Genomic DNA, 16,383 nt, shown 5'->3' with positions numbered 1-16,383 from the left:
AGCGTATGCGCCTGCGGGTGGGATTGGGCGACGGTCCTTACGGGGCAGTTAGCTGGTACGCGTACGCGCGGGAGTCCGCGAGGAGCGGAACACGGAAGGTGGTGACCCGGACGGTGTCGAGGGCGAGGGTGGCGCGGCGGATCGCCGCGGGCGCGGCCTACGGCGGCGGCAGCATCGGGCTGCTGGGCGCGGCGGGCGTCGGGGTGCTGCTGGCGGAGGTCCAGCTCGCGAAGCGCTCGGTGGGCGGCGGTGTCGCGCCCGTACCGCCGCGCGGGGACGGCTGGTACGGGCTGGCCTTCGGCCATACGGAGCCGCTGCGGATGGGCATGCTGGGCGACTCCACGGCGGCCGGCCAGGGGGTGCGGCGGGCCGGGCAGACCCCGGGGGCGCTGCTGGCGTCGGGGCTGGCGGCGGTCGCGGAGCGCCCGGTGGATCTGCGGAACGTGGCGCTGCCGGGGGCCAGGTCGGACGATCTGGAGCGGCAGGTGACGCAGCTGCTGTCGGCGACGTCCCACACCCCGGACGTCTGCGTGATCATGATCGGTGCGAACGACGTCACGCACCGGATGTCCGCGACGGAGTCGGTCCGCTGTCTGGCGGCGGCGGTACGGCGGCTGCGTACGACGGGCGCGGAGGTGGTCGTGGGCACGTGCCCGGATCTGGGCACGATCGAGCCGGTGTACCAGCCGCTGCGCTGGGTGGCCCGCCGGGTGAGCCGGCAGCTGGCCGCCGCGCAGACGATCGTCACGGTGGAGCAGGGCGGCCGTACGGTCTCGCTGGGGGACCTGCTGGGCCCGGAGTTCGCGGCGAATCCGCGGGAGCTGTTCGGCCCGGACAACTACCACCCGTCCGCGGAGGGGTACGCGACGGCCGCGATGGCGATGCTGCCGACGCTCTGCGCGGTGCTGGGCCTGTGGCCCGAGACGGACCATCTGGACGCGTCCCGTGACGAGGACATGCTGACGGTGGCGAAGGCGGCCTCGGCGGCGGCGGCCCAGGCGGGCACGGAGGTCGCGGGGGTACGGGCGCCCTGGGCGCTGCTCAAGCACCGCAGGCGGCGGCATGTGCTGCCGACGGCGGACGAGCGGGCGGGCGCGGAGCACGGGGACCACGGCGATGACGGGGATCGCGTGGATGGCGGGGACCACGGGGGCCGCGGAGACCACGGGGGCCATCCTGAGCAAGCGCTTAGAAAAGAGTCCCGCATCACACGTCCGTGGCAGTGACCCAACCCCTACGTACGGGTAACTTCCCCCTCAGCCCCGCCTTTTCCCGCCCGCCTTTTCCCGCCCGCCTTTCCCCGCCCGACCACCTACCCGCTTTCCCGTTTCCCGCTTTCCCGTTTCCCGCCTCATGGAGCCGTGATGCCAGAAGCCGTGATCGTCTCTGCCGCCCGTTCCCCGATCGGCCGGGCCTTCAAGGGCTCGCTGAAGGAACTGCGGCCCGACGACCTGACCGCCACGATCATCGGGGCCGCGCTCGCGAAGATCCCCGAGCTGGACCCGCGCGACATCGACGACCTGATGCTCGGCTGCGGCCTCCCCGGCGGCGAGCAGGGCCACAACCTCGGCCGGATCGTCGCCGTACAGCTCGGGATGGACCATCTGCCCGGCTGCACCATCACCCGTTACTGTTCCTCCTCGCTCCAGACCTCCCGGATGGCGCTGCACGCCATCAAGGCCGGCGAGGGCGACGTCTTCATCTCCGCGGGCGTCGAGATGGTCTCGCGCTCCGTCAAGGGCAGCTCCGACGGGATGCCCGACACCCACAACCCGCTCTTCGCCGACGCCGAGGCCAGGACCGCCGCCGTCGCGGCGAGCGAGGGCGCCGGCTGGCACGACCCGCGCGAGGACGGCCTCGTCCCCGACGCGTACATCGCGATGGGGCAGACCGCGGAGAACCTGGCCCGGCTTAAGGGCGTGACGCGCCGGGAGATGGACGAGTTCGGCGTACGGTCGCAGAACCTCGCCGAGGAGGCCATCAAGAACGGCTTCTGGGAGCGCGAGATCACGCCCGTGACGACCCCGGACGGCACCGTGGTCACGGCGGACGACGGCCCGCGCGCCGGCGTCACCCTGGAGGGCACACAGGGCCTCAAGCCGGTCTTCCGCCCCGACGGCCTGGTCACGGCCGGCAACTGCTGCCCGCTCAACGACGGCGCCGCCGCGCTGGTGATCATGTCCGACACCAAGGCGCGCGAGCTGGGCCTGACCCCGCTGGCCAGGATCGTCTCCACCGGCGTCACCGGCCTCTCGCCGGAGATCATGGGTTACGGGCCGGTCGAGGCGTCCCGCCAGGCGCTCGGGCGCGCCGGGCTGACCATCGACGACATCGACCTGGTCGAGATCAACGAGGCGTTCGCCGCGCAGGTGATCCCCTCGTACCGGGACCTGGGCGTCCCGCTGGAGAAGCTGAACGTGAACGGTGGCGCCATCGCCGTCGGCCATCCCTTCGGGATGACCGGCGCGCGGATCACCGGCACCCTGATCAACAGCCTCCAGTTCCACGACAAGCAGTTCGGCCTGGAGACGATGTGCGTGGGCGGCGGCCAGGGCATGGCCATGGTGATCGAGCGGCTGAGCTGAGCCGAGCCGAGCCGCCGTCGCGGACCGTAGTCGCTCCGTACCGAAAAGCACCGTTCCACCCCACCGATCCCCAGTCGTGACTGAATCTCCCCCAGGATGTGACCTAGTCCCGGGGGAGATTCGTTTTCCCAGGTCAGCCCCGTACGCGCAGGAAACATCAGGCCCAAAGACCTGTCCATTTCGTGACGTAATGCACTGACGGTGGGCACGGGCTCACGACAAGCTGAGGTAGGAAGTCGGGGGTATCGAACGGAATCGGGAGTAGTCAGTGAGCGCCATGTCTCTTGCCCTGCTGCTGACCACGGCCGCCGCCACGGCCGTGGGCGTCGCTGCCCTGCACGCCGCTCATGTGCTGCGTCGGCAGGTCAGCGCCCTGCGCGCGGAACTGGCGGCGAACCCGGGCGGCCTGACCGCCTCCGTACCCCAGGCCAGAAGCGCGGTGCACCCCGTCGAGACGCACGCCATACGGACCGCGGTCGCCGAGGCCCTGGCCGAGGAGCGCGAGCGCGAGCTGGCGGAGGCGCGGGCCTTCTGGGCCGCGCAGGAGGCCAGGGACGCGTCCGACACCCCGCAGGCGATGCTGGGCGGGCTCGCCGGGCTCGGCACCGAGGACACGCCCTTCTACGTACCGCGCCAGGCCGACTTCGCCGGTCTGGAGGCGCCGCACCCGCACGACGGGGCCGACGCCATGGGGGCGGACTCGCTCGACGGGCTGCTGGACGAGTTCACCGACTTCACGGACTTCGCCGACTACCCGGAGCTGACCGAGGTGAGCGGGCCGGTCGAGGCCGCGGAGTACGCCGAGGACTCGGCCGAGCTGGCCGCCGCGCGCCGCCGCCACCCCTCGCACCCCGACTTCGTCCCGGTCAGGACGCCGGTCGTCACCGACCACGAGCGGACCGTCGCGCGGATGGAGGAGCTGGCCGAGACGCGGACGGCGCTCGCCGACGTCCGGCCGGGCCCGCTGGGCACGCTCGACGTCTATGTCTTCGCGGACGGTACGACGCTCTGCATGACCCCGGGCCACCGCGAGACCGCCGAGCAGCTCGCCGAGGCGGTACGGGCCGGCGCGGCACCGTTCCTGCTGGGCGGCTCCGGAATCGCCGGGGCGTACGCGCTGACCTTCGCGTGCGGGGACGACGCCGGGCACATCTACATCCTGGCGGACCGCGTCATAGCCTCGCTCTAGCCACCGCTTCACCGACCGACCGCACGGCCTCGTCCAGCTCCACCCGGGACGGGGCCGTTCGCAGTGCCTCGGCGAGGTCCTCGGCGGCGACGGTGAGCTGGTCGGCGACCACGAAGACCCCGGCGTCGGGCATGATCCGCGCCTCCCCGCCGTCCGCGTCCCCGGCCGTGCCGTCGAGCCGCTGGGCCCGTACGGAGAGCTCCCTGGCGAGGTCCAGCGCCACCGCGGCGGCGCCCTGCTGGAGCCGGCTCTGCGGCGCGCCGCGCAGCCGGTCGGCGAATCGGTCCGTGGCAGCCGTCAGCGGCGTGGTGTCGAGCACGGCCAGACCCTACGTCCGCCGGGAGGGGAAAGAAGAAGGGGCCCCCGGGCATCAGCCCGCGGACCCCTTCGGCGCTTCCGTACTTCCGTACTACCGCGCCGTCTTCACATCACCGTCGGCTAGTCGTTGCCCGAGAGGATCGTGAACAGGCGCAGCATCTCCATGTAGATCCACACCAGCGTCACGGTGAGACCGAACGCCGCGAGCCACGACTCCTCGCGCGGAGCGCCGTACGCGACGCCGTCCTCGACCTGCTTGAAGTCGAGCGCGAGGAAGCAGGCGCCGAGGATGATGCCGATGACACCGAAGAGGATGCCGAGGCCGCCGCTGCGGAAGCCGAGGCCGTCACCGCCGCCGAAGACGCTGAACAGCATGTTGGCGACCATCAGGAGCATGAAGCCCATGGCCGCGGCCATCACGAAGCCGTAGAAGCGCTGGGTGACGCGGATCCAGCGCATCTTGTACGCGAAGAGGACACCGGCGAAGACCGCCATCGTGCCCATGACCGCCTGGATGACCACGCCATCGCGCACATAGGTGCTCGTCACGTTGCTGATGACGCCGAGGAAGACACCCTCGAAGGCGGCGTACGACAGGATCAGCGCGGGGGACGCCTTGCGCTTGAACGCCTGGACCAGCGACAGGACCATCGCCACCAGGAAGGCGCCGATGGCGATCCCGAAGGACTTGCCGAGGTTGTTCTGGTCGACCGGCAGCAGGACCCACGACAGGACCGCGGTGAGCACGACCGTGCCCAGCGTCATGGCGGTACGCGTCACGACGTCGTCGATCGTCATGACGTCGGGGCGCGTGGGCGCCTGCGGGCCACCGAGCTGCGCGCCCTGCTGGGGCGCGTACGGGTTGGTCGCGTACGGATTGGTTCCTACGGCGGGGCCCCCGGCCTGCGGCGCCGCGTTGAAGCCCGCGTGGCCGTTGTCGCGGCTGAAGCCCCGTCGCGAGAAGACCGGGTTACTGCTCCTCATCTCACTCCTCCTTGGCCACCCAGCGCGGCCTTGCGTCAAGAGTAATGGGAGAGCAAAGGCTACGCTCTAGTGCTCGGGGAGGATCTTTCGCAAATCGCAACCCGGAAGGGTGACGCACATCACAACAATCCGTCACCGTCGGGGATCCCCGACGCGACGGCCACCGGTGCGGTGGCCGGTGATGTGCCCGGAGCCGGACTTGAACCGGCACGCCCCCGAGGGGCAGCGAGGTTTAAGCTCGCCGTGTCTGCATTCCACCATCCGGGCACGGCGCGCGACGCCGCGTTGGCACAGGAGCCTATCGGGACACACCACTCGAACAGCCGAGTGCCTACCCGATGTTGTCTTATTTTATTGACGTCTGAGGGTGCGTCAGGACACGTACCTGCCCATCGGCACATGCCGGGCGCCCATGGCCATCTCGTAACGAGGCTCCCAGGAATGACGAAAAGTCGCCGCCCGGTCACGCAGCAGACATCCCGGAGCGTGCCTCTCAGGGGTCGTGTCATACCCGAGGAGGAGAGCGCGGCCCGGTGGTCAGACTCAAGAGGGCTCCGGGAACGGGCACGGGGAGTGACGCTCGCGGAGCGTACGGACCGGAGGATGGAGGGGTCCTCGCAGCCGGTCCGTCCGACAGGAGATCCACCCGTGACCACCACTCAGATCGCCCCCCGTTCGACCGCGGTCGCCGCCCGCGCCTCCGAGCTGTCCAAGGTCTACGGCATGGGCGAGACGCAGGTGGTCGCCCTCGACAAGGTGAGCGTGGACTTCGGGCAGGGCGAGTTCACCGCGATCATGGGGCCCTCCGGCTCGGGCAAGTCCACGCTCATGCACTGCGTGGCCGGGCTCGACAGCTTCAGCTCCGGGTCCGTACGGATCGGGGACACCGAGCTGTCGACGCTGAAGGACAAGCAGCTCACGAAGTTGCGCCGGGACAAGATCGGCTTCATCTTCCAGGCGTTCAACCTGCTGCCGACGCTGACGGCCCTGGAGAACATCACGCTCCCGATGGACATCGCGGGCCGCAAGCCCGACCAGCAGTGGCTGGACCAGGTGATCAGCATGATCGGGCTCGCCGACCGGCTCGGCCACCGGCCCACGGAGCTCTCCGGCGGTCAGCAGCAGCGTGTCGCGGTGGCGCGCGCCCTGGCCGCGCGGCCGGAGATCATCTTCGGTGACGAGCCGACCGGGAACCTCGACTCGCGCTCCGGCGCCGAGGTGCTGGGCTTCCTCCGTAACTCCGTTCGAGAGCTGGGTCAGACCGTGGTCATGGTGACGCACGACGCCACGGCCGCCTCGTACGCGAACCGTGTGATCTTCCTCGCGGACGGCCGGATCGTCGACGAGATCCTCAACCCCACCGCCGACGCCGTGTTCGACCGGATGAAGGCGTTCGACGCCAAGGGCCGCACCAGCTGACGCACCGCCGGATCCGACGCTCCGTCAACCCGGGTGCCTCCTCGGCGCTCCCGGGTCCTGTCCCCCTGCCCCGGTCCCCTCCTCACCAGGAATCCCACCATGTTCCGTACCGCCCTGCGCAATGTGCTCTCGCACAAGGCCAGACTGCTGATGACCGTGCTCGCCGTCATGCTCGGCGTCGCCTTCGTCTCCGGCACCCTGATCTTCACCGACACCCTGGGCAACGCCTTCCGCAACCAGAGCGCCAAGAGCTACAAGGACGTCGCCGTCGGCGTCACCGTCTGGGACACCCGGGGCGGCGGCGCCGGCGAGGAGCCCGACGCCGAGGCCGACAAGGGAAGTCCCGGCGTCACCCAGAAGACCGTCGACCGGATCGGGGCGCTGGACGGCGTCGCCTCCGTCACCGGCCGGGTCAACGGCTTCGCCGGGGTCGGCGACCCCAAGGGCAAGCTGATAGGCGACGGCTGGTCCAACGTCGGTACCAACTTCGCGCCCGCCGCGGACGGCAAGGACCCCTCCTACGACTTCACCGAGGGCGCGGGCCCGGCCGCCGCCGACCAGGTCGCCCTCGACAAGGACACGGCCGCCAGGGGCGAGTACAAGGTCGGCGAGAAGGTCCGGGTGGCCACCAACGGGCCGGTGAAGGAGTACACGCTCAGCGGGATCTTCACCACTGAGGACGGCGCGGTCAACGCGGGCGGCAGCCTGGTGCTGTTCACCAAGGACGTCGCCCAGAAGCTCTTCCTGGAGCCCGGCTACTACAGTGAGCTCTCCGTCACCGCGAAGGCGGGCGCCTCGCACGACGAGATCCGCGCGCAGATGGTGAAGCTCCTCCCCAAGGACGCCCAGGTGGACACGGGCGAGCAGCTCGCGAGCAACCAGGCCAAGGACATCGAGCAGGGCCTGTCGAGCCTCAACCAGATGCTGCTGGCCTTCGCGGGCATCGCCCTGTTCGTCGGAGTCTTCCTGATCTCCAACACCTTCACCATGCTGGTCGCCCAGCGCACCAAGGAGCTGGCACTGCTGCGCGCCGTCGGCGCCTCCCGCCGCCAGGTCAAGCGCTCGGTGCTGATCGAGGCCGCGGTCGTCGGGGTGATCGCCTCCGCGGTCGGTTTCGTCATCGGTCTCTGTCTCGCGATCGGACTGCGGTCCGCGATGGGCCTGTTGGACGCGAAGGTGCCCGCGGGCCCGCTGGTGGTCTCGCCCACGGCGGTCGTCGCCGCGTTCGCCGTCGGTGTGCTGATCACCGTCCTGGCCGCCTGGCTGCCCGCCCGCAAGGCCGCGAAGATCCCGCCGGTCGCGGCGATGAGCAGCGTGCACGCGGTCGCCACCACCAAGTCGCTGGTCGTACGGAACTCCATCGGTGGCGTCATGGCCCTGATCGGCGCGGTGATCATCGTCCTCGGCGCGTCCGCCGACAACGACGGCGGGTACATCATCGGGGGCGGCGCGTTCCTGACGATGATCGCCGTCATCGTGCTGATCCCGCTGCTGTCGCGGCCCGTCATCGCGCTCGTACGGCCGCTGCTCACCTCGGCGTTCGGCGTCTCCGGCAAGCTGGCCAGCCTGAACGCCGTCCGTAACCCCCGGCGCACCGGAGCGACCGCCTCCGCGCTGGCCATCGGACTCACGCTGGTCACCACGCTCACGGTCGTCGCCGTCACGGTGGGCACGGCCATCGACAAGTCGACGTCGGATCACATCCGCGCCGACTACCGGGTGACGATGGCGGGCTTCAGCAATCTCGACGCGTCGGCGATCGACGCCCTGCGGAAGGCGCCCGACGTGGCCGCGCTCTCGCCGCAGCAGATGGCCTCGTTCGAGAGCGGGAGCGACTACTACAACACCACCGCGCTGTCCCCCGAGGACATGGAGAAGGTCTTCAGCATCCACACCGTCTCCGGCTCCCTCTCCGCCATGACGGAGAACGCGAACACGGTCGCGGTCAGCGAGGAACTCGCCGCGTCCCACGGCTGGAAGCCCGGCGACACCATCCCGGCGAAGTTCGACGACGGCAAGAAGGAGAAGCTGAAGGTCGGCGCCGTCTTCCAGAAGATCGACTTCCTCTCCGAGATCATCACCTCCACGAAGCTGGCCGACCAGCACCAGGCCAAGCCGTACATCACCGAGATCTGGGTGAAGATGGACGGCGGCGCGACCGCGGCCCACGAACAGGCCCTCGTGGACGCGCTGGGCAAGAACCCGGCGATCAGCATCAACAACATCGAGGGCATCAAGAACGAGTTCAGCGGCATGATCAACACGATGCTGAACATCCTGTACGGCCTGCTGGGGATGGCCCTGATCATCGCGGTCCTGGGCGTCGTCAACACGCTGGCGATGTCCGTCTTCGAACGGCAGCAGGAGATCGGCATGCTGCGCGCCATCGGCCTCGACCGCACCAAGGTCAAGCGGATGATCCGGCTGGAGGCCGTGGTGATCTCGCTCTTCGGCGCGCTGATCGGGGTGGTGCTCGGCACCTTCCTGGGCTGGGCGATCGGCCGGACCATCGCGGCGTCCATCCCGAACTACGCCCTGGTCATCCCGTGGGACCGGATCGCCCTGTTCATGCTGCTGGCCGGCGTGGTCGGCGTACTGGCCTCGCTGTGGCCGGCGCGCAGCGCTGCGCGGCTGAACATGCTGACGGCCATCAAGACCGAATAGCACGGCGGGCGGCGGGAAGGGCCGGGTCCGGGGAGCGAACTCCCCCGGCCCGGCCCTCTGTTGTTCAGGCGGCGCCCCACAGCCGGGACCGCAGGGGCAGCCCCGACGCGCCGCTCTCCGGGGTCTTCACCGCCAGGATCTGGTTGACCCCGATCCTGTTGCGCTCGAAGGACAGCGCGGACGCCGCCATGTAGAGCCGCCAGACGCGGGCGCGCCCGGCGGAGGTGGACCGTACGGCGTCGGCCCAGTGCTCCTCCAGGTTCGTCACCCAGCGGCGCAGCGTCAGGGCGTAGTGCTCCCTGATCGACTCGACGTCGCGGGCCTCGAACCCCGCCTCCTCCAGCGTGGCGAGGGTGCGGCCGAGCGGCGCCAGCTCCCCGTCGGGGAAGACGTAGGAGTCGATGAACGGGTCGACGTGGTAGCCGCTCTCGTCCTTCTCGGGGCGCCGGGCGATCTGGTGGTTGAGCAGCCGCCCGCCGGGCTTCAGCAGGCGGTACAGGTCGTCCGCGTAGGCGCGGTACTGGACGGAGCCGACGTGCTCGGCCATGCCGATGGAGGAGATCGCGTCGTACGGGCCGTCCCGGACGTCGCGGTAGTCCTGGACGCGGATCTCGATCCGGTCGGTGAGACCTTCCTCGGCGATGCGCTTGCGGGCGAAGGCGGCCTGCTCGCGGGAGAGGGTGATGCCGGTGACCCGGGCGCCGTACTCGCGTGCGGCGTGCATGGCCATCGAGCCCCAGCCGCAGCCGACGTCGAGCAGCCGGTCGCCCTCCTTGATACCGAGCTTGCGGCAGATCAGATCGAGCTTGTCGCGCTGTGCGTCCTCAAGGCCGGATCCGGCGTCCCAGTAGGCGCAGGAGTACACCATGGACGGGCCGAGCATCAGCTCGTAGAAGTCGTTGCCCACGTCGTAGTGGTGGCTGATGGCCGCCTTGTCGCGGCGCTTGGTGTGCAGGGACCCGGTCCGCCGGCGGATCTCCTCGGCGGGCGGGGCGGGCGGCGGCCAGGGTCCGGCGATCCGGACGAGACCGCGGGCGGCGGCCCGCATACGGGGGTTCCGTACGGGGTGGACGGTGTCCTTGGTGTCGGCGCCGCGCTCCCAGATGAGCCCGGCGAGCCTTTCGAGGGCCGCGTAGAGGTCGCCCTCGACGTCGATCTCCCCGGCGACCCAGGCGCGGGCGAGGCCCAGCTCCCCGGGCTTCCAGAGCAGCCGGCGCAGGGCACGGCGATTGCGGATGATCAGGGTCGGCGCGTCCCGGGGGCCGGACTCGCTGCCGTCCCAGGCACGGATACGGACCGGGAGCGGGGCCCCCAGCAACTCTTCGGCGAGAGTGGTGAGCCGCAGTGCGGCGTCGGCCATGGCGTCTTACCTCCGTGGTGGTGGATACCGGACGTGTCCACACCACGTAAACACCGCGAGGGGGTCGGCGCAGTCCCGACAGCGCGCAATGTGAAGGCAAATTACCTGTACTCACCACGCGTATCGGCGCGTTCCGCCGCGATCCGGCACGTTCCGGCGCGCGTTCCGCGCTCTTCCGGCCACGGCAGAAGGGCCGTCCGCACCACGGATGGCGGACGGCCCTTCCGGCAGGGTCGAACGGTGTTCCCGACGGACCTCAGGAGGCCTTGGCGGTCTCCGGCGCGGACGACGCGGCGGCCGGCGGCGGGGAGGGCTTGGCGGCCTCGTAGAACTCCTCGCGCGGCGTCTCCATGGCGCCGAGCGAGACGACCTCGCGCTTGAGGAACATGGCGAGCGTCCAGTCGGCGAAGATCCGGATCTTGCGGTTCCAGGTCGGCATGGCCAGACCATGGTAGCCGCGGTGCATGTACCAGGCGAGCCGGCCCTTGACCTTGAACTTCATCTTGCCCATGACGATCATCGCGACGCCCTTGTGGACCCCGAGACCGGCGACCGCGCCCTTGTTGGCGTGGCTGTACTCGCCCTGCGGGAAGCCCCGCATGCCGGAGATCACGTTGTCGCCGAGGACCTTCGCCTGGCGCAGCGCGTGCTGGGCGTTGGGCGGGCACCAGGCGTTCGGGTTGCCGGCCTTGCGGCCGATGACGTCCGGGACCTGGGCGTTGTCGCCGGCGGCCCAGATGTAGTCGGTGCCCTGCACCTGGAGCTTCTCGCTGGTGTCCACGTGGCCGCGGGGGCCGAGCGGGAGACCGAAGCGGGCGAGCGCCGGGTTCGGCTTGACGCCGGCGGTCCAGACGATCGTCTCGGAGTCGACCTCAAGGCCGTTGTTGAGCTTCACATGGCCGTCCACGCAGGACTCCATGCTCGTCTGGAGGTAGATCTCGATGCCGCGGCCCTCAAGGTGCTCCTTGCCCCAGGCGCCCAGCTTGGGGCCGACCTCAGGAAGGATCTTGTCGGCGACGTCGACGAGCACGAAGCGCATGTCCTCGCGCTTCACGTTCGTGTAGTACTTGGCCGCGTCGCGCGCCAGGTCCTCGACCTCACCGATGGTCTCCGCGCCGGCGAAGCCGCCGCCCACGAAGACGAAGGTCAGCGCCTTGCGGCGGACCTCCTCGTCGGTGGTGGAGTCGGCCTTGTCGAGCTGCTCCAGCACGTGGTTGCGCAGCCCTATGGCCTCCTCGATTCCCTTCATGCCGATGCCCTGCTCGGCGAGGCCGGGGATCGGGAAGGTACGGGAGACCGCGCCGAGCGCGACGACCAGATAGTCGAACGGCAACTCGTAGGCCTCGCCCACGAGCGGCGCGACCGTGGCGACCTTGCGGTCCTGGTCGATGGTGGTGACCCGCCCGGTGAGCACCTCGGCCTTGGGCAGCACGCGTCGCAGCGGTACGACGACATGCCGAGGCGAAATGCTGCCGGCGGCGGCTTCGGGGAGGAAGGGCTGGTACGTCATGTACGAGCGGGGGTCGACGACCGTGACGGTCGCCTCCCCGTAGCGCATCTTCTTCAGAATGCGACGAGCTGCGTACAGGCCTACGTACCCACCGCCTACAACGAGGATCCTGGGACGCTCCGTGGTGCTCATGCCATCGAGTATCCACCCCCCTCGGAGGGGGTGCTCGTGAGCCCCTTCACAAGGACGCACCCCCCTGGTGCTACACTGCGCGGCTCGCGTGACCCAGGTCGCACTCCACAGGGGGAACCGGATCATGGGTTTGAACGTTGTAGACCCCTTGTGAGCTGCCCCTCCGCACCTCACCCGATACCGGGCCAACTCTCCGATTCACGCCCGCGTCACGCACCCGAAACCGCCCGGTATAAGGGCGCCGGGGGGCTGCGGTCCTGACAGATGCCCCCGGACGGCGGTAAGTGGGTCCATCAGGGCCGAATTCCTTGTGAAGAACTTCACGAACTTTCTCGCGGCTGCCACGAGCGGCCATCCAGGCGCACCACCCGGAGACCTTGACTTCGGAACATATTCCGAAGTACATTCCAGACATGTCCACTCCGACCATCACGTTCTCCGAACTGTCGAAGAACTCGCGACAGGTCGCCGACACTGTCGAGCACGCTCAACGAGTCCACGTCACACGACGTGACGGCGAAGACCTCTACCTCACGACCGAACGTCATGACCAGCAGCGTGAGCGGACCGCAGACATCACCGCGCGGCTCTTCGCTGCCCTGATCAGCAGCGACGAAGGCGCTCGGGCCGTGCTGCTCGCGTTGCCGGACGTTTTCCCCTGGGTCCGGCATCTCTCCGCCGAAGAAGTACGGGAGTTCGTCATCGACCTGGTCGAGGCAACACGCGATGCCGCCGAACTCGACGTTCACTCCAACCTGAACCAGGTCGTCATCGAGTGGCTGGCCACCGCCAGGATTCTCGCGGATCCCGGGCTGACCTCCCAGCTGACCGCGCCTCTCCCCGACGAGGACCACGGTGAGGTACCCGCGCCGTGAGCCCGAAGAGAGGAGACGACGTTCCACCGCCCCCGATCGGCATGGAATGGCGTCTCCGGTTCGCCACGAACGAGGCTGCCAAAGGATGGCTCGACCTGTGCGCGGAAGCCGCGGGAAACGCTCGTCGCTGCTACGAATCTCTGCGCGACGACCCGCTCTCGACAAGCGACCCGGGGCGCCAGCACCGGCTGCGGGGTCGCCTGTCCACTGCGGTCCTCGGCGGCACCGAGTACCCCCAGTGGGAGTACGAAGTGACCGCCGGAGGACGCGTCCGCTACCTGGTCGACCAGCCACGCCGGACCGTACACCTTGTCCACGCCGCCACCCGGCATCCCAAAGACACGGACAACTGATCCCCCCGTCAGGCGACGCGGGTGTCGTAGGTCTCGAGGTTGGCGAACACCGCCAGGCTTCCGGGCGGTACCTGGACCCTGGGCGACCTGACCGTCACCAGGTTCGGCTACGGTGCCATGCAGCTCGCCGGCCCCTGGGTCATGGGCCCGCCTACCGACCGCGACGGTGCACTCGCCGTCCTCCGCCAGGCCGTCGGTCTCTCGGCATCACCCACATCGACACCGCCGACGCCTACGGGCCGCACATCACCAACCAGCTGATCCGTGAAGCCCTGCACCCGTACCGCGACTCGCTGCACATCGTGACCAAGGTCGGCGCGACCCGGGACCAGCAGGGAGGCTGGCCCCCGGCGCGCAAGCCCGAAGAGCTGCGCCGGGCCGTCAAGGAGAACCTGGAGAACCTCGGCCTCGGCACGCTGGATGTGGTCAACCTCCGGCTCGGCGACGCCCAGGGACCCGTGCCCGGTTCGCTCGCGGAGGCGTTCGAGACGCTTGTCGAACTCCAACGGCAGGGCCTGATCCGGCACCTCGGCGTGAGCAACGCGACGGCGGAACAGGTCGCCGAGGCCCGCGCGATCGCGCCGATCGTGTCCGTGCAGAACATGTACAACCTCGCCCACCGTAGGGCGACGAGCTGATCGACCAGCTTGCCGAGCAGGGCATCGCGTACGTGCCCTTCTTTCCCCTCAGTGGCTTCAGCCCGTTGCAGTCCTCAGCGCTCACGGCCGTCTCTCCGATGAGGATCTCGCCGACCTGGACAAGATCGGCCGCTAGCCCACACACCACGGCGCGTCGCGACTCCGTGATCACTGGGAAAACCCGTGCCCGTATCACCGCCTGGAGCCCACACCGCTTATGTGCGCGAGTTCCAAGTCACCTCGGGCACGCAGCTCCACGCGATGCCGTCCAGGATGTCGTGCTCGCTGACGACCACCTCGCGCGCCCCCGTCCGCTCCATGATCGCGAGCAGGATGAGGGAGCCCGCGCCGATGACGTCCACGCGGCCCGGGTGCATGACCGGGATGGCGGCGCGTTCGGCGTGGGTGGCGGCCAGGAGGCGGGTGGTGACCGCCGCGACCTGGTCGTAGGAGATGCGCGAGCGGTGGATCGCGGCCGAGTCGTACGCGTCGAGGCCCAGCACGATCGCGGCGACCGTGGTCACCGAGCCGGCCAGGCCCACCAGCGTGCGTGCCTCACGCAGCGGGACGGTCTCCTCGGCGAGGTCGAGGGCCGTCTCGACGTCCGCCCGGATCGCGGCGATCTGCTCCAGGGACGGCGGGTCGGCCACCACCCCGTCCCGTACGAGGTGGCGCTCCGTCAGCCGTACGCAGCCGATGTCCACCGACCGGGCGGCGCGCACCTCGTCGTCGCCGACGACGAACTCGGTCGAGCCGCCGCCGATGTCCACGACCAGGCAGCTGTCCGCGCCCGGCAGCTCCTTGGTGGCGCCGGTGAAGGAGAAGGCCGCCTCCTGGTCGCCGGTGATCACCTCGGGCTCCACGCCCAGGATGTCCAGGACCCCGCTCACGAACTCGTCGCGGTTCTCGGCGTCGCGCGAGGCGGACGTGGCGACGAAGCGGACGTGCTCGGCGCCGTACTCCTTGATCGCGGCGGCGTACTCCCGGCACGCGGCGAAGGTGCGCTCCAGCGCCTCCGGGGCGAGCCGGCCCGTACGGTCCACGTCCTGGCCGAGCCGGACGATCGTCATCCGCCGGTCCAGGTCGGTCAGTTCGCCCGTGACAGGGTCCGCGTCGGCGACCAGGAGACGGATCGAGTTCGTACCGCAGTCGATGGCGGCGACCCTCGTCATGCCGTTCCCTCCTCGGTGTCCGGCGCGGCCACGGCCGCGCACGGGCTCACGCAGGGGCCCTTCGCCCACCACTCGGGCAGCATCGCGAGCGCCTCGTCCCCCAGCGGGTTCACCCCGGGGCCCGCCGCCAGCGAGTGGCCGACGAGTACGTGCAGGCACTTGACCCGGTCCGGCATGCCGCCGGCGCTGGGGAAGCCCTCCAGTACCTCGATGGCGTCGCGCCGGGCGAGATAGTCCTCGTGCGCCGCGCGGTACGCGGCGGCCAGCTCGGGATCGGCCGCGAGCCGTTCCGTCATCTCCCGCATGACCCCGTTCGCCTCCAGCGTGCCGATGGCCGAGGCCGCGCGCGGGCAGGTCAGGTAGTACGTGGTCGGGAAGGGCGTGCCGTCCGGGAGCCGGGGCGCGGTCTCGACGACATCCGGCTGTCCGCACGGGCAGCGGTGCGCGATGGCGCGCAGTCCGCGCGGCGGGCGGCCGAGCTGTTCCTTGAAGGCCGCGACATCCGCCTCGGTCGGCTCGGTGCGTTCGGTCTGCGGAGGGGGCGTGTCCATGCCTGCCTTGGTCTCAATGTTCTTGCGAGTCGGTCGTGCTCGTCACTGGTTCTTCGCTAATTCTTCGGGCGGTCCGCGGTGTCCACACCGTCCAGGACGTTCGAGTACCAGGGCCGGTCCGCCGCCCCGCGGTTCTCGTCGCGCCGCTCCCGCGCCGTCTCCGGGTCGATCACGGTGTAACCCGTCTCCCCCGGCATCAGATAGTGGAGGTGCTCGCGCGCCAGCCGCTGGATATAGGCGTCGTCGCGGAGCCGCGCCTTCTCGTCGCGCAACTCCTCGACGCGCTGCTTCGCCTCGCGGGCGACCCGTTCCTGGTCGGCGATCTCGTTCCGCTGCGACACGTACTGCCGCATCGGATACGCGAGCGCCACCACCATGGTGCACACCACCAGGGCGAGGAAGGCCGCGCGCCCGGTGAGCCGGGAGCGGCGGTCCTGCCGGCGGTTCTGCGAGCGGTAGACCCGGGCGGCCGTCTGCTCGCCGATGATCCGCAGCCTGGTCGCGGTGGAGAACCGGTCCCGGTTCCCGGTCATGGCCGCCCTCCCCTCCTACGTACGTACGTCCCCGGACACGGTACGGGACCGGGGCCGGGGACGTACGGACGACGGGCGGGAGCGCCCTCGTACCTCAGGC

The 16,383-nt window shown here is 70.0% G+C and carries 14 protein-coding genes, 1 tRNA gene and 1 pseudogene; 8 read left to right on the top strand and 8 right to left on the bottom strand.

The window, feature by feature from the left end:
• Positions 1–128 precede the first annotated feature (128 nt).
• The 3 genes from AB0389_RS16710 (at position 129) to AB0389_RS16700 (ending at position 3,774) form a co-directional block, all read left to right on the top strand.
• Positions 129–1,226, top strand: a complete 1,098-nt coding sequence (locus AB0389_RS16710; protein WP_366396213.1) for an SGNH/GDSL hydrolase family protein — start codon at positions 129–131, stop codon at positions 1,224–1,226.
• A 138-nt stretch (positions 1,227–1,364) separates the two neighbouring features.
• Positions 1,365–2,585, top strand: coding sequence for an acetyl-CoA C-acetyltransferase (locus AB0389_RS16705; protein ID WP_366396125.1), 1,221 nt, complete (start codon positions 1,365–1,367; stop codon positions 2,583–2,585).
• A gap of 277 nt (positions 2,586–2,862) precedes the next feature.
• On the top strand, positions 2,863–3,774 hold the full coding sequence (locus AB0389_RS16700) for a hypothetical protein (protein WP_366396212.1): 912 nt from the start codon (positions 2,863–2,865) through the stop codon (positions 3,772–3,774).
• On the opposite strand, the gene AB0389_RS16695 is transcribed toward AB0389_RS16700, so the two are convergent.
• From AB0389_RS16695 to AB0389_RS16685, 3 genes are all read right to left on the bottom strand, one after another.
• Positions 3,758–4,093, bottom strand: a complete 336-nt coding sequence (locus tag AB0389_RS16695) for a hypothetical protein (RefSeq protein ID WP_366396124.1) — start codon at positions 4,091–4,093, stop codon at positions 3,758–3,760. The two genes, AB0389_RS16700 and AB0389_RS16695, sit on opposite strands and share 17 nt — an antisense overlap.
• A gap of 119 nt (positions 4,094–4,212) precedes the next feature.
• Positions 4,213–5,076, bottom strand: coding sequence for a Bax inhibitor-1/YccA family protein (locus AB0389_RS16690; RefSeq protein ID WP_366396123.1), 864 nt, complete (start codon positions 5,074–5,076; stop codon positions 4,213–4,215).
• 184 nt (positions 5,077–5,260) lie between these two features.
• Positions 5,261–5,343: transfer RNA gene (locus AB0389_RS16685), tRNA-Leu, on the bottom strand.
• 381 nt (positions 5,344–5,724) lie between these two features.
• On the opposite strand from AB0389_RS16685, the gene AB0389_RS16680 reads away from it, so the two are divergent.
• The gene (locus AB0389_RS16680; protein WP_366396122.1) at positions 5,725–6,495 is read left to right on the top strand and encodes an ABC transporter ATP-binding protein; all 771 of its coding nucleotides are present in this window, start codon (positions 5,725–5,727) and stop codon (positions 6,493–6,495) included.
• A gap of 99 nt (positions 6,496–6,594) precedes the next feature.
• Positions 6,595–9,159, top strand: coding sequence for an FtsX-like permease family protein (locus AB0389_RS16675; RefSeq protein WP_366396121.1), 2,565 nt, complete (start codon positions 6,595–6,597; stop codon positions 9,157–9,159).
• A gap of 64 nt (positions 9,160–9,223) precedes the next feature.
• Here the strand turns inward: AB0389_RS16675 and AB0389_RS16670 are convergent, their stop codons facing one another.
• Together AB0389_RS16670 and AB0389_RS16665 are read right to left on the bottom strand one after the other, a co-directional pair.
• Positions 9,224–10,519 (bottom strand): cyclopropane-fatty-acyl-phospholipid synthase family protein, encoded by a 1,296-nt coding sequence (locus tag AB0389_RS16670; RefSeq protein WP_366396120.1) that lies wholly within the window; start codon positions 10,517–10,519, stop codon positions 9,224–9,226.
• 256 nt (positions 10,520–10,775) lie between these two features.
• Entirely contained in the window at positions 10,776–12,161 is a 1,386-nt protein-coding gene (locus tag AB0389_RS16665; RefSeq protein ID WP_366396119.1) for an NAD(P)/FAD-dependent oxidoreductase, read from the bottom strand.
• Positions 12,162–12,574: 413 nt separating this feature from the next.
• Here AB0389_RS16665 and AB0389_RS16660 point away from each other — a divergent pair, with 413 nt between their 5' ends.
• From AB0389_RS16660 to AB0389_RS16650, 3 genes and pseudogenes are all read left to right on the top strand, one after another.
• Positions 12,575–13,036 carry a prevent-host-death family protein gene (locus tag AB0389_RS16660; protein ID WP_366396118.1) on the top strand — a complete coding sequence of 154 codons (462 nt, stop codon included), beginning with the start codon at positions 12,575–12,577 and terminating at the stop codon, positions 13,034–13,036.
• A gap of 41 nt (positions 13,037–13,077) precedes the next feature.
• Positions 13,078–13,389 (top strand): hypothetical protein, encoded by a 312-nt coding sequence (locus AB0389_RS16655; RefSeq protein ID WP_366396117.1) that lies wholly within the window; start codon positions 13,078–13,080, stop codon positions 13,387–13,389.
• A 117-nt stretch (positions 13,390–13,506) separates the two neighbouring features.
• Positions 13,507–14,122 (top strand): annotated as a pseudogene (locus AB0389_RS16650) (oxidoreductase); the annotation flags it as partial.
• 120 nt (positions 14,123–14,242) lie between these two features.
• Here AB0389_RS16650 and AB0389_RS16645 read toward each other — a convergent pair.
• The 3 genes from AB0389_RS16645 to AB0389_RS16635 are packed head-to-tail and all read right to left on the bottom strand — an operon-like array spanning position 14,243 to position 16,283.
• On the bottom strand, positions 14,243–15,199 hold the full coding sequence (locus AB0389_RS16645) for a Ppx/GppA phosphatase family protein (RefSeq protein WP_366396116.1): 957 nt from the start codon (positions 15,197–15,199) through the stop codon (positions 14,243–14,245).
• Complete coding sequence (locus AB0389_RS16640; RefSeq protein ID WP_366396115.1) at positions 15,196–15,750, bottom strand: DUF501 domain-containing protein; 555 nt, start codon at positions 15,748–15,750, stop codon at positions 15,196–15,198. The genes AB0389_RS16645 and AB0389_RS16640 overlap by 4 nt, the downstream gene beginning before the upstream one ends.
• Positions 15,751–15,806: 56 nt before the next feature.
• Positions 15,807–16,283 (bottom strand): septum formation initiator family protein, encoded by a 477-nt coding sequence (locus AB0389_RS16635; protein ID WP_366396114.1) that lies wholly within the window; start codon positions 16,281–16,283, stop codon positions 15,807–15,809.
• Positions 16,284–16,383: the final 100 nt, after the last annotated feature.

Origin of the sequence: Streptomyces sp. NPDC093109 (assembly GCF_040701725.1) — a bacterium.
Lineage (GTDB): Bacteria > Actinomycetota > Actinomycetes > Streptomycetales > Streptomycetaceae > Streptomyces.
This window is presented reverse-complemented; position numbering and strand designations above follow the sequence as displayed.

Bases quoted from the DNA above. Each gene is read 5' to 3' on its own strand.
- AB0389_RS16640 (WP_366396115.1), bottom strand. From the start codon at position 15,750: ATGGACACGCCCCCTCCGCAGACCGAACGCACCGAGCCGACCGAGGCG.
- AB0389_RS16670 (WP_366396120.1), bottom strand. From the start codon at position 10,519: ATGGCCGACGCCGCACTGCGGCTCACCACTCTCGCCGAAGAGTTGCTG.
- AB0389_RS16655 (WP_366396117.1), top strand. From the start codon at position 13,078: ATGGAATGGCGTCTCCGGTTCGCCACGAACGAGGCTGCCAAAGGATGG.
- AB0389_RS16690 (WP_366396123.1), bottom strand. From the start codon at position 5,076: ATGAGGAGCAGTAACCCGGTCTTCTCGCGACGGGGCTTCAGCCGCGAC.
- AB0389_RS16700 (WP_366396212.1), top strand. From the start codon at position 2,863: ATGTCTCTTGCCCTGCTGCTGACCACGGCCGCCGCCACGGCCGTGGGC.
- AB0389_RS16675 (WP_366396121.1), top strand. From the start codon at position 6,595: ATGTTCCGTACCGCCCTGCGCAATGTGCTCTCGCACAAGGCCAGACTG.
- AB0389_RS16665 (WP_366396119.1), bottom strand. From the start codon at position 12,161: ATGAGCACCACGGAGCGTCCCAGGATCCTCGTTGTAGGCGGTGGGTAC.
- AB0389_RS16705 (WP_366396125.1), top strand. From the start codon at position 1,365: ATGCCAGAAGCCGTGATCGTCTCTGCCGCCCGTTCCCCGATCGGCCGG.
- AB0389_RS16635 (WP_366396114.1), bottom strand. From the start codon at position 16,283: ATGACCGGGAACCGGGACCGGTTCTCCACCGCGACCAGGCTGCGGATC.
- AB0389_RS16660 (WP_366396118.1), top strand. From the start codon at position 12,575: ATGTCCACTCCGACCATCACGTTCTCCGAACTGTCGAAGAACTCGCGA.
- AB0389_RS16645 (WP_366396116.1), bottom strand. From the start codon at position 15,199: ATGACGAGGGTCGCCGCCATCGACTGCGGTACGAACTCGATCCGTCTC.